Annotated in this window: 10 protein-coding genes; all 10 read left to right on the plus strand. The window is 45.7% G+C overall.

The window, feature by feature from the left end; genetic code table 11:
• Nucleotides 1-434 precede the first annotated feature (434 nt).
• The 10 genes from ABID47_RS06430 (at nt 435) to ABID47_RS06475 (ending at nt 13,789) form a co-directional block, all read left to right on the plus strand.
• Nucleotides 435-2,027 carry an extracellular solute-binding protein gene (locus ABID47_RS06430; protein WP_251677601.1) on the plus strand — a complete coding sequence of 531 codons (1,593 nt, stop codon included), beginning with the start codon at nt 435-437 and terminating at the stop codon, nt 2,025-2,027.
• 70 nt (nt 2,028-2,097) lie between these two features.
• Nucleotides 2,098-3,060: an ABC transporter permease gene (locus tag ABID47_RS06435; protein WP_251676246.1), complete on the plus strand. Its 963-nt coding sequence runs from the start codon at nt 2,098-2,100 to the stop codon at nt 3,058-3,060.
• 13 nt (nt 3,061-3,073) lie between these two features.
• On the plus strand, nt 3,074-3,955 hold the full coding sequence (locus ABID47_RS06440) for a carbohydrate ABC transporter permease (RefSeq protein WP_076164814.1): 882 nt from the start codon (nt 3,074-3,076) through the stop codon (nt 3,953-3,955).
• Nucleotides 3,956-4,049: 94 nt separating this feature from the next.
• Nucleotides 4,050-6,416 carry an AraC family transcriptional regulator gene (locus tag ABID47_RS06445; RefSeq protein ID WP_354495339.1) on the plus strand — a complete coding sequence of 789 codons (2,367 nt, stop codon included), beginning with the start codon at nt 4,050-4,052 and terminating at the stop codon, nt 6,414-6,416.
• Between the two features lie 52 nt (nt 6,417-6,468).
• The gene (locus ABID47_RS06450; RefSeq protein ID WP_354495340.1) at nt 6,469-7,620 is read left to right on the plus strand and encodes an enolase C-terminal domain-like protein; all 1,152 of its coding nucleotides are present in this window, start codon (nt 6,469-6,471) and stop codon (nt 7,618-7,620) included.
• 263 nt (nt 7,621-7,883) lie between these two features.
• Nucleotides 7,884-8,603, plus strand: a complete 720-nt coding sequence (locus ABID47_RS06455) for a stalk domain-containing protein (protein ID WP_354495341.1) — start codon at nt 7,884-7,886, stop codon at nt 8,601-8,603.
• Between the two features lie 173 nt (nt 8,604-8,776).
• A complete protein-coding gene (locus tag ABID47_RS06460; protein WP_354495342.1) occupies nt 8,777-9,931 on the plus strand; it encodes a GntR family transcriptional regulator in 1,155 nt (384 codons plus the stop codon).
• 396 nt (nt 9,932-10,327) lie between these two features.
• Nucleotides 10,328-11,086, plus strand: coding sequence for an ABC transporter permease (locus ABID47_RS06465; RefSeq protein ID WP_354495343.1), 759 nt, complete (start codon nt 10,328-10,330; stop codon nt 11,084-11,086).
• A 33-nt stretch (nt 11,087-11,119) separates the two neighbouring features.
• The gene (locus ABID47_RS06470; RefSeq protein ID WP_076164828.1) at nt 11,120-12,037 is read left to right on the plus strand and encodes a carbohydrate ABC transporter permease; all 918 of its coding nucleotides are present in this window, start codon (nt 11,120-11,122) and stop codon (nt 12,035-12,037) included.
• Nucleotides 12,038-12,130: 93 nt separating this feature from the next.
• On the plus strand, nt 12,131-13,789 hold the full coding sequence (locus tag ABID47_RS06475; protein WP_076164830.1) for an extracellular solute-binding protein: 1,659 nt from the start codon (nt 12,131-12,133) through the stop codon (nt 13,787-13,789).
• Nucleotides 13,790-13,805: the final 16 nt, after the last annotated feature.

Here is a 13,805-nt window from a genome sequence, read left to right on the forward strand (position 1 = left end):
TCGATTTGGAATAGAACCTCTTTAGCATTAGTGTAAGGCATTCCTGTAGAACGATCTTGAACAATGTGCTCTTTATTTTGTACAAAAGAACCACAATTGAAGTTGAGATGGACCTGCCTGCCAACGTAAGGTAATTATCCAACCTTCAAGATACACAGCAAAAAGCCGCAAACCTGCGGCTTTTTATATTCTAACGATAGATGTTCCTGTCAAAACCGACGACAACAACAGGTTACACAGCAGGAAAAAAGACAAGGAAACCAACGCGTTTTCGTCTATATTCATTAATATGGTCGATTCAGTTTTATTTTCGCAAGTAGTCGATCTTAATAACGGCAAACCTTTTCTGATTTTGTACGATTTCGGGAGAAACCACCATCCTTTATGCTGAATATGGCAAAAGCACATCTAAAATTGAGGAGGAGCTACGATTGATGCAGATGAGCAGGAAAATAATCAATAAGCTTGCACCCGTTTTATGTTTGGGGTTAGCCGCTATAGCGATAGCCGGCTGCAGCAGTGAGGAGAACGCAAAGGGGAGTACGAAATCCGCAGAGACAACCGAACCTTTGAGCCACTTATCGTATTGGAAAGAGATGCATAAGGACGCAGCAGCCATTATGAAAAGCTATGGAGAGATTACCGCTATTAAAGAAATCGAAAAGAACACCGGTGTCACCATCGATTATCAACACCCGGCCCAAGGCCAAGGTGGTGAACAATTCAACTTGATGATGGCTTCGAAATCGCTGCCGGATGTCGTGGAGTATTCGTGGAATAATTATCCGGGAGGCGCTCAAAAAGCGATTCAGGATGGTAAAATCATTCCACTAAACGACTATTTGGATGATGCGCCTAACTTCAAAAAGCTGCTGGACGAGAACCCGGAATGGAGAAGGCAGGCGTCGACAGATAATGGTGATATTATCGGCTTCCCGTTCATCCGCCCTGTTAGAAAACTGCAAACCCACGACGGTCCGGTTATACGTAAAGATTGGCTGGACAAGTTGGGTTTGCCTATTCCTAAAACGATCGACGAATGGTACACCGTTTTGAAAGCGTTTAAGGAGCAAGATCCCAACGGCAACGGAAAGGCCGATGAAATTCCGATCATGATCGGAGCAGGCGAGCTTGCTTTTACTGGTGTTTTTGGAATCCCGAACGGCTTCTATCACGAAGGAAATACGGTTAAATATGGCCCCGTTCAACCCGAATATAAGGAATACCTTACCACCATGAACCGTTGGTACAATGAGGGCTTGCTGGACAAAGACTTTGCGGCCAATGACAGCAAAATGTACGATGCCAAAATGACCGGCAATCAGGTCGGTGCGGCTGTGATGGCAGTAGGCGGTGGCTTGGGCAGATTTATGGACTTAATGGAGTCCAAGGAACCCCAATTCAAGCTTGCTGCCACACCTTATCCGACATTGAAGTCCGGCGATAAACCGATATTCGGTCAAATGGACAATCAAATTGTAGGCATATTCACGGCTATTACCGGAAGCAACAAACACGTAAAAGAAACTGTAAAATTCCTCGATTACTTCTATAGTGAAGAAGGACGAATGATCATGAACTTCGGTAAAGAAGGCGTCTCCTATACGATGGAGAACGGTTATCCGAAGTATACGGACTCGGTCATGAACAATCCGGATGGATTGCCGCTTGCGCAATCCCTTAAACAGCATGTCTTGTCCGCTGATGCCGGTCCGTTCTTGCAGGATGTACGCTACATGGAGCAATATGCGGCCAGACCGGAGCAGCAAGAGGCTTTAACCGTCTGGGCAGAACCTTCGAATGAAAAGAGAATGCCTCCGATTACTATCGCCAGGGAAGACAACAGCCGATATGCCTCGATCATGAACGATGTTGACACCTACAAAAATGAAATGATCGTTAAATTTATTATGGGCGCAGAATCGCTAAATAAGTTCGATGAGTATGTCGCTACCCTGAAAAGCATGGGGCTCGACGATGCGATCAAAATGCAGCAATCCGGATTGGAACGCTACAACAACCGCTAAAAAGCCTACTAAACTGGAGGCGGAAAGCTTACGGCTTGCCGTTCTCCCGTGTTCAAAGAAGGAGTAAGCCATGCCTAATGTACAGGGAAATATGGTGACGACGGCAGCGGGGAACCGGGCAGACACGAAATGGAGCATCATTAAAAGGGACATAATCCGAAATCGCTACATTTATCTTATACTGCTGCCTGTCATTGCCTACTATATCGTTTTTCATTACGGACCGATGTATGGTCTGCAAATTGCTTTTAAGGATTACGGGCTTGCAGACGGCATTTGGGGAAGTCCGTGGGTTGGTTTTGACCATTTTAAAAGCTTTTTTGGAAATTACTATTTTTGGAGACTGATTCGGAACACCTTGTTGATCAATATTTATGAATTGCTGTTCGCATTTCCCGCTTCGATTATCCTTGCGTTATTGCTTAATGAAATTCGGAAGGGCTTTTTTAAACGGATCGTACAGACGATAAGTTACCTCCCGCACTTTATCTCCATCGTCGTTGTGGTAGGGATGATGATCGATTTCTTTGCCCGAGACGGTCTGGTGAATAACCTTCTCCTCATGATTGGACTTCAACCGATTGCTTTCATGCAGGAGCCGGAATGGTTTCGGTTCATGTACATTTCGTCGGGCATCTGGCAGGGAATCGGGTGGGGCTCTATCATCTATCTCGCATCCATTGCCAATATCGACCCGACACTTTATGATGCGGCCCGGATCGACGGAGCAGGGCGATGGAAACAGACCTTGCATATTACCTTAACCGGAATTATGCCAACCATTGTGATCATGTTCATCCTCAATATTGGATCCATGCTTTCTGTCGGGAGCGAGAAAATTATCCTCATGTACAATCCGATAACCTATGAGACGGCCGATGTCATCTCCACCTATGTATACAGAAAAGGTATTCTTGGAGCCGATTTCGGTTATACCGCTGCCGTGGGGCTGTTCAATTCGGTCATCAGCTTCATTCTGATCGTACTCGCCAATTCCATTAGCAAACGAGTGAGTGAACATAAATTATGGTAAAAGGAGAAACGGTATGCTTCACAAACGCAGCCTGGGTGAATGGATATTTTCCGGTGTCAACACGTGCTTCATGATTCTGCTTTGCTTCGTCACGCTTTACCCGTTCCTTTACGTATTGTTCGCCTCTTTGAGCGATCCTACAGAAATGGCCCGATTTCGCGGCATGCTGTTTTACCCTAAAGGATTTAACTTGGAGGCATATAAAGCCGTAATGGATAATCCGATGATCCTGACCGGTTACCGAAACACGATTTTTTATGTTGCTGGCGGTACAGCCATCAACTTATTCATGACAACACTTGGAGCCTATGCCCTTTCTCGCCGCAACGTCTATTTCAGCAATTCCATCATGTTCATGATCGTGATCACGATGGTATTCAATGGGGGGCTCATTCCATCGTTTCTGCTGGTGAACAGTCTCGGCATGCTGGATACGCCTTGGGCACTTCTCTTGCCTGGGGCTGTCAGTTCATTTAACTTGATCATTATGCGAACCGCATTTCAAGCGGTACCTGTGAGTCTGGAGGAATCCGCACGGATCGACGGAGCGAATGACTGGACCATCATGAGCCGGATCATTGTTCCTCTCTCGATGCCCGTTATAGCCGTCATGATTTTGTGGTATGCCGTCGGACATTGGAATTCGTACTTTAGCGCATTGATTTATTTGCGTGACCGGGAGTTATTTCCCCTGCAGCTGGTTCTCCGTGAAATTCTGATCTCGAACAGTACGGACAGCATGACGACCGATGCAGCGGCCTCAGATCGGTTAGACATCGGAATCACGATCAAGTATGCGACAATTATCATTTCCACACTTCCGATATTATGTCTGTATCCGTTTCTGCAAAAGTATTTTGTGCACGGTGTCCTGATCGGTGCGTTAAAAGAATGATCGTCACACGAATCGGTCATCCAACGAAGGGAGTAAGCTTGCTCTTCCCGAATTATAGGGAGTGAGCAAGCTTTTCTATACTAGGAGGATCGCAATGTTTTCATTCATCCGAAAAAAGAATGCCGGTAGCAAAAGAAGAAGCCTATTCATCAGGATGCTCGTATCCAATTGTCTGCTGCTCCTGCTACCCATCATCATCTGGTTTGTTTTCTATACCCAGTTTGAACATATCATGAAAGCCAATGCGGAACGTTCCAATCTTGGCATGTTGGAGCAAATGCGTCTCAATATAGACAGCAATCTTAAAGATATTGAACATTTATCCAATCAAATGATACTCAATCCTAAGCTGCGTTATTTATTGGATACGCAGAGCAAAAACTTATCCGAACGATATCATCTGGTACAGTTTTCAAGAGACTATTTAAAAATGTACTCCCACATGACCAACAATTTTGTGTACGATTTCTATATTTTTTTGGACCGAAGTGACTCTGTGATCAAACCGAACCTCGTGACCGATTCGCACAGCTTTTACGATAAATATTATAGCTTTGATCATCTTACCTATGAAGAATGGCGTAAACAGATGATCAGCTACCATAGTCAAACTTACCTGCCGGCAGCAACCTTGCAGCGAAACAGCAGCCTGAAGAATGACCCTATGAAAGTCATTACCTTTATGCAATCGCTGCCTGTCGAAGATACCTCCACAATTAAAGGAAGTCTTGTCGTTCTGATCGATGAAGCCAAAATTCACGAAATGACACGAAAAATCGAGTCCGCCAACGGGAGCTCCGTTTATATCGTGGACCAAAATCATGAACTCATCAGCAGTACACCCGGTGCCAGCCCTTTATCAAAATCCATATTGAACGAACTGAAGTCGAACACCGGTCTACTCAATACCAACCTGAACGGTCAAGATGTGATGGTATCATTCACCACCTCGGAACAAGTCGGATGGTACTATATTGATGTGATGCCATTGAATTTGTATCTGCATAAATTAAAACAAATGGAGCATCTTGCGCTGTGGCTTCTCTTGTTATGCATCCTTGTAGGGAGCGCAGCAGCGTATGGAATCACATATAGAAATTATTTTCCAATCAAAAGAATTGTAGAGGCAATACCGGGCGGAAAGTTCCATCCCCGGAAAGCGGCTGGTGATGAATTTGACTACATCATGGAAATGATGAAGGTTTCCTGGGACGAGGAGAGAAGTATTAAGAACAAGCTTACCCAGCAGCTGCCCTTGCTTCGTTCCAATTATTTGCATCGAGTGCTTCAAGGCTATTATGAGCCTCCAGAGCAAATGAAACAATCGCTGGAATTTATGGGTATCCAGTTTCCGTTTTCTCATTTTGCCGTCATTCTCGTTCAAGTGGACGACTTGACCCGGTTCGCACCGAACCAAAGTGAAAAACAATGGGCATTGGTCCGATTTATTATCTCCAATTTGGCTGAAGATTCGATCTACGACTTGCATACGATACATACCATAGACCTGGAGAAAAACCGGCTGGCCCTGCTCGTCAATCTGTTGCCGGATCAGTTGGGGCACCCGGCTTGCCGGGTTAAGGACATCGTTTCTGAATTGCACCGCATTTTGGAGACCCGATTCAAGCTGGAGATCAGTATAGCCATAAGCGGAGTTCATGAGGGGCAGCATCAGATTGGAGAAGCCTATTTGGAGGCGGCTGCCGCCTTGGAGTACAGGATGGTAAATGGGCAGCTGTCGATCTTTTATTATCAAGATATCCGCCAGCAAAAGCTGCAATATTATTACCCCGTCGAAACCGAGCTGCAGTTAATCAATTGTGTTCGAAGCGGTGACAAAGAGCAGGTTGTCCTTCTGCTTAAACAGCTGTTCGATATGAATTTTAGCGACGAATCTATCACTCCTGAGCTGGGGAGATGCCTATTATTCAGTCTCGCCAGTACCCTGCTGCGTATCATGACTTCGGATACTCCGGCGTACCGTAGGCTTACAGAGGGCGACATCCATCCTGTACGTTTCCTGCTCTCCTGTAAAACAACCGATGAAATGTTTGAAAAAGCGAAGGACCTGTATTTATCGGCTGCCGAATCATTCAAATTGGAACGGAGTGACCACAGTGAACAGCTCCTTATGCAAATACAGGCTTGTATTCAAGCGAATTACGCCGATCCCAACATGAGCCTGAATTTATTGTCTGAGCATTTGCAAATCACACCGCAATATATCTCACAATTTTTTAAAAGGGTAAGCGGGCAGAACTTAAACGACTACCTGACCGTCGTACGGATCGATCACGCAAAGAAACTGATGTCGGATCCTGGGCTGACCAACGCACAGATCGCCAAGATGGTCGGCTATACAAGTGACAGCGTTTTCATTAGAGTGTTTAAGAAAGTCGAAGGGATTACACCCGGTAAATATAGAGAGAGTATGACGAAATGTGACAGACGAATACCCTAGGCTTGTAACCGCGGGAAATGAAACCGCCGAGTTGATGAAGGAGGGGGATCCTATGAATATTACGGGGATACAATCGGATTGGGTTGTGGAAAAAATCGAATTCGCCAAGTTAAGGGGGGAACGTGCCAGAAGCGCCGGGGCCAATGGCAGAATCGGCATTCATGGCAAAAGCTGTACAGTCGATATCGCCAGAATTACGATCGATGGACAAACGGGTTACGGCAGCTCGATCCATATGACGCCGGAGTGGGCCGAAGGCATCATAGGCCGCAGCTTGCTTGACTTATTTGATGACAAGGGCAGACTGCGCGAAGCGTATCGCTTGCCATTGGAATATCCGGTGTTAGATTGGTTAGGACAGAGACAAGGCAAACCAGTATATGACTTGGTATCGGGTGCTAACTTGGAAAGGGGAGTCCCATTCGTTGTCCCATGTTATGACACCTCTCTATACTTCGATGATTTGCATCTTTCCGATGAGAAGGCAGCCGTCGTATTGATGCAAGAAGAAGCGATACAAGGCTTTGCGAAGGGCCAGCGTCATTTTAAGATTAAGGTTGGCCGAGGCGGACGCCATATGCCGCTTTGGGAAGGGACGAAACGGGATATTGCGATCGTACGCGGGATTGCAGAAGTGGCGGGTCCCACAGGCAAAATAATGATCGATGCAAATAATGCATATAATTTGAACTTAACCAAAGAGGTATTGGCGGCTTTGACGGATGTGAACCTGTATTGGCTGGAAGAAGCGTTCCATGAGGATGAAGCCTTGTACGAGGACCTGAAGGAATGGCTCCGGCAACGCGGGCAGAATGTGCTCATCGCGGACGGGGAAGGGCTTGCCTCACCGCATCTCGTGGAGTGGGCGATTCGCGGATGTGTCGATGTGCTGCAGTACGATATCATCTCGCCGGGTTTCACGCATTGGATGGAATTAGGCGAAAAGCTGGATGCCCATGGTTTGCGATCCGCTCCTCATTGTTACGGCAATGCTTACGGTATTTACGCGTCGGGGCATTTGTCAGCAGCGGTGCAAAACTTCGAATTTGTGGAATATGACGACATTACCATTGAAGGCATGGATGTATCAGGCTATCGAATCGAAAACGGAGAGATTCATATTCCGGCGACCCCCGGATTCGGAATCGTCTTCGACGATGAGCTTGTCACCAACCTGATCAAGCGATCTGGATGGTCCCTTTAAAGCCTAGAATAAGCCGAGAATATATTCAAGTTGCAAGGAGGCTGCCGCATGGCGGCCTTTTTAAGTTCTATTGATTTCGACCAAAATGTTTACAAGTCGGATACAATTCGGAGATAGTTTGGAGATAAAGTCGCTCTATAGTTAGGTACATAAGGAACCCCCGCCTTAAACAAGATAAACGGGGATATGAAGAAGGTTTGAGTTCTACCAAAGTAAGATATCGCGTTTGCTTCGGCAATAAAACAACAAGGGAGAGAATAATTATGAAAAATCGAGTAAAAGGAACCATTATGGCTGCACTTGTCGTAGGTATGACCGTTTCCGGAGCGGCAGGCGTCTACGCCGGTGCCAACTTGCAGAAAATTTCCGCCTACCTCAATCACAACATCAGTTTCAAAATCGATGGAAAAACGTTTGTACCGACGGATGGAAAAGGGAACAAATTGGCTCCAATCGTATACAACGACTCGACTTATCTTCCGGTTCGTGCCCTGTCTGAGGCATTGAAGGCATCGGTTGATTATAATAGCCGTACCGGTGTCATCACCATTGGTACACCTTCTAACAATGGGAATACAGGAAACCATACAGGATCCGATCTTGTGGCTGTTACTTATTCGACTTCTCAAATTCAGGCGATTAAGAAAGAATTCGCGAAATTCGACGGCTTTACTACGGCTTATGCGCCAATGCAGGCGGTGAAAAACGATAGTTTCCAGAAAGTAGCTGCTGGTGGGGATTCAGTCAAGTTTACGTTTAAGCACATGAGCGTAGAGGTATCGCCACGGGACTACGCTTTCGAATATGATGGTAAAAATGTCACGCTCTCCAATGGGGTGCAGGCTAAATGGTATACACCAAGCGATACCGCGATGCTGACTTTTAAACTCGATGACCGATTTGTTACGCTCTACTCGCAGGATCATTCCCTCTCAAACGCGCAATTGGAGAAGGTAGCCGTATCCGTCGCTAAATTGAAGTAATTCATTGATGACGATTTTGCTTAACTTAAAAAGCAGATCGATGAAGCAGCAGGCTTCCGAAATATCGGGAGCCTGCTATTTGTGTATCCAACAAAGAACGGACATGGAATAAATCGATCTCGTCATTCGTATTTTATATATTGAATATATTGATATGAAATGTGGTGATTCGGATGAACTCAGCGGACAGAATACCTTTGTATCAGATGGTTCAAGAGTATATACGTGATTTGGTCACGTCCGAGGTATTGAAGGTTGGAGACCGTATCCCTACGGAAAAGGAACTTATGGAGCGTTTCGGAGTAAGCAAAATTACTGTCGTGCACGCCTTGTCCGGTTTGGTTAACGAACGAATCATTACAAGAGTGCCCGGTAAAGGGTCCTTTGTAAGTGATCCGGAATATGAAATTCCGACGACATCTTCTAAAAGTGCGGTACAGCAAGCCAATCAAACCAGCGTAGAAATGCAGACGAGGCTGATCGGTCTGATTATGCCCAGCATTTATGATTATTTTACCATTAGACTTGTCCAGGGGATTCAGCAAGCACTAAATGAAAACGACTACCGTTTCGTGATCTATTTATCAGAGGGCAGCATTGAGAAGGAAAAAGAGGCGATCCAGACATGCAGTAAAATTGGTGTGGAAGGGCTGCTGATTTTCCCCGTTGACGAGGAATTATTCAATGAAGAAATATTAAGCATGAAATTTGCAGGATTTCCGTTTGTTCTCATCGACCGTTACCTTCCAGGGGTGGAAACTCATTATATCGCATCAGACGGTAGGCTTGGCGCTAACCTTGCTGTCAATTACTTATGGGATCTGGGACATCGTGAAATCGCCATATGCTCTGATTCGCCTATACAAACCGTTACCGTTCAAGAGCGGATCGATGGATATATGAATGCCTTAAAGGAAAAGGGATCCCTCATTAACCCGGCCCACATCGTAACCGGTTTTGAAATCGGAAGTCTTGAGCAAGCTGAAGCACATCCTCTGTACCGATATATCCAAAATCGAATGGCAACGGCCTATATTACGCTAAACGGAAGTCTTGGCGTGAAAATCCATCAGATGGCACGTCAAGCCGGATTGAAGGTGCCTGAGGACATATCCATCATCAGTTTTGACGATCCGACTTCCATCATCGAAGGATACAGCACATTCACACATGTTAAACAGTTTGAACGAGATATGGGCTACCGGGCGGCAAACACGCTGCTTGAGGTCATAAACAGTGATGACGGCCAACCCGGAAAATACATTAAAACCCTCGTGGAGCCGGAATTGGTGATTGGCGAGACGACGGGAACATCTCCTTTTTTCTGACTTGAAGATAACTTTTATGCGAATGAAGAAATTATGGAATGATTCCTACACCATATTGAATATATTTGAATCATACAAATGAAACCGCTTGCAATAAAGGAGGGGAAACCGTGCGATATGCCTTACGCAAAAGTGAGACCGGAATGTGTGAAATCCATGCGATATAAAGCCTGATACGACGAAGAGGTAGGAGGTGTTCGGAGAATGGTACCCAAAGGTGCTGTTATCCCTAGATATGAACGACTAAAAAAGAATAGGAAATTAGTTAAAATATGGCAATTTAGATATATATACTTATTTATTCTTCCTGCGATCCTATGGTTTCTGATTTTTGCCTACTATCCGATGTACGGCATTCTGATCGCGTTCAAAGATTACAAATTCAATCTGGGGATCTTGGGGAGTCCGTGGGCAGGCTTTAAATATTTCGAGCAGTTTTTAAACGATTCCAGCTTTTACGATGTACTCCGAAATACGTTGTCCATTAGTGCCCTTAAGCTGATTTTCGGATTTCCGGCTCCATTGGTGCTGGCCTTGATGCTTAATGGAATCATGCACAAAAAAATCAAAAGGGTTTTTCAAACGATTTCCTATCTGCCGCACTTCGTGTCGTGGGTCGTCGTCGTTACTTTACTTCAAAAAATCCTTTCTCCGAACGTAGGTCTCATCAATGATATTCGGTACCAGATGGGTTTGGATCCGATCTTTTTTATGGGAAGGCCAGAATTGTTCTATCCATTGGTCATCATTTCCGATATTTGGAAAGGTGTAGGCTGGGGTTCGATCATTTATTTAGCCGCGTTAACGAATATCGATCCGCACTTGTATGAGGCAGCCGAAATCGACGGGGCAGGCCGGTGGAGCAAACTGTTTAAGATCACACTTCCATCCCTTACGCCAACGATCGGCATATTGCTCATATTCTCCCTCAGCGGAATACTGAATGCGGGCTTTGACCAAATCTGGCTGATGCAGTCCCCCGCAACATTAAGCGTCTCGGAGATATTGGACACGTATGTCTTAAAAACGGGCCTGCAGCAAGGGCAATTAGCCTATTCCACGGCCATTGGTTTATTCAAGTCAGCGATCTCGCTGCTTCTCATCGTGGTTGTCAACAAAGTATCCAAACGTGTGAGTGATGTATCGTTGTGGTAAACAGCTGGCGCTGATGATTGAGGAGGTGTGTGTATGGGGGAGAGAAGGCTGACGCCGGCAGATAAAATGTATGCGACGCTGAACTATTCGGTGCTGCTTTTATTCTGCGCTACGGCACTCTATCCATTTATCTATTTTCTGGCCCTTTCTTTCAATGACGGCTACGACGCGATGAAGGGCGGAATCTATCTTTTTCCTAGAGTGTTTACATTAGAAAACTATGCGAAAGCTTTTAGCAATCCCTTAATCTTAAATTCGTTTTATATTTCCATTTCCCGAACCTTGATCGTAACGGTTGGCTCCGTATTTTTGACGGCGTTATTAGCCTACGCCCTGTCGCGGAAAGGGCTGCCCGGAAGAAAATATATTGTATTCTTCTTTTTCTTCACCACGTTGTTTAGCGGAGGCCTCATTCCGACCTTTATCCTGTACCGGGAATTACACATCCTGAATACGTTCTGGGTGTTGGTACTGCCGTCTCTGTATAACTTTTTCAATGCGATTATTATGAAAACCTTCTTCGACGGAATCCCGGAAGGTCTGTCGGAATCGGCCCGAATCGACGGTGCAAGTGAGTTGGCGGTATTCGCAAGAATCATCCTGCCTCTTTCGATGCCGGTGCTTGCTACGATTGCCTTGTTTGTCGGGGTTGGCGTGTGGAATGACTGGTTTACCGGTCAGTTTTTCATACAGAACGAAAAACTGCAGCCTGCGGCTACGTTCCTGAACAAGATGATCAGCGAAGCGTCTTTCCAGTCGATGACGTCGTCGGGAAATAGCGGATCAGCGATCCAAAACATGACCCAGTCTCAGATGGAGCTGCGGGGTGTAACGCCGGAAGCCTTGAGGATGACCTTCGTCATTATTATCACCACCCCGATCATCTGTGTGTATCCATTCCTTCAGAAATATTTCGTCAAAGGCGTATTGGTAGGTTCGCTTAAGGAGTAGTTGGTATAAAAGGCTAAGCCTTTTATATATAAACTTCCAATGGAAGGGGATTGTAGGATGAGGAAGAACAGGCGGCGTAGGAGTGTTCTTGCGATGACACTAATCGCTTTACTGCTGTTAGTGACCATGACGGCATGTACGGGAACAGGCAAAGAAGAGGACGCAGGCACGGTTGACCCGGGTCCGAATAAGTCAGGTACTGAAGAAATAAAGCCGGTAACCTTGACTTTCCTCAGTGCTTGGAACGGCGGCGGAGCCGGTTTCCCGCAGGACCAGAAAAATAATCCGGTGGCCCAAAAAATCAGGGAAAAAACCGGGGTGACGTTAAACCTGGAATCCATCACGACAAGCGAAGTAGAGAAACTGAATACGATCTTCGCTTCCGGTACGGTCCCGGATATTGTTAACGCACCGTTCTGGTCTACTACAGGAGGAGAAGGGCAAGTCATCAAGAAGGCAGCCATGGAAGGACAGCTTCTGGATTTAACCCCTTATCTCGATAAATACCCGAATATTAAAAGACTGGTGACGACCGGGATTGCGAAGGATTTTGCCGAGTTCGATCTCAATAGTCCCGATTTTGAAGGCAAGACGTATCTCATTCCAACGGAGACCCCGGACGGAACCCCAGAGAGCATTCATAATTGGAATTACGGCCTTTTTGCCAGGGGAGATATCCTGAAAGCTCTAAATGTAAAAGCGGAGGATATTGATACGCAGGATGAACTGTATGATCTATTGGTCAAAATCAGAGATGGCGGTTTCAAAGATATTGGCGGGAAGCCGGTCATCCCGGCCGGAACGATGTGGAATGGATGGGATTACGGGCAGTTCCTTGCCGGATGGTCGGATTATTCGATTTCGGACTTCCGTGAAGTGGACGGAAAACTGATTCACTGGACGCAATCCAAGGATTATGAAGCCAAGTTGTTATACATGAGAAAGCTGCTCAAAGAAGGATTGTTTGATCTTGAAGCCTTCAGCAATACGAGTACAACAGCGAATGAAAAGCTTACGACGGGCAAGATGGCTGTATTCGGTGCCCAACCGATGTTAGCTGATTTACAAAAAACGCTGTATAAGACGAATCCGGAAATGCAATATGAACTACTCGGCCCGATGAAGAATAAGAACGGAGACATTCGAACGCAAGTTGAAAAACCCGGCCGTTCCGGTTTCCCTGTCCTTTTCTTGAGCGCGAACATCAAAGATCCCGATGCGGCATTGCGGTACATTGATTATGTCAACAGCGAAGAAGGCCGACTGCTTGCTTATTTTGGTATCGAAGGAACGCACTATACGATGGAAAACGGGATACCCCAATGGATTCCGGATGTGAAAAAACAATTCGATGAAAACCCGGATCTGAAGAGAGACGCAGGGCTCAATTTTCTTCCAGGAAGATTCATCGGGGCATTCTCCAATGAAGTCACTTGGCCAACGCCCGAAGATCAAAAAACGCAGTGGCAAAAGTTGGAGGAGAGCTTCTCGGCAAAAATGCCTATCAAAATCATAGACAAAGTAAGCGCCAGCTACCTTGCAAGAGAATGGCCCAAATACCAGGATTTTATCAGTAAAACCAGCAGCTTGAATTTCGATGACGAATTTAAGAAAGCGCTGTTTGCTTCGTCAGATGAAGAAGCTCTAAATCTTCTTCATAGTGTTCAAGAAAAATATAAGGCCGCGGGCGTGGATGAAATGGCGGAGTTCGTAGCTCAAAAAGCTGCGGAAAGAGATGATGTAGGATTCTAGATCGTTCAATCTATAT

Source organism: Paenibacillus favisporus, from assembly GCF_040545415.1.
In the GTDB taxonomy this organism is placed as follows: Bacteria; Bacillota; Bacilli; order Paenibacillales; family Paenibacillaceae; genus Paenibacillus_AQ; species Paenibacillus_AQ favisporus.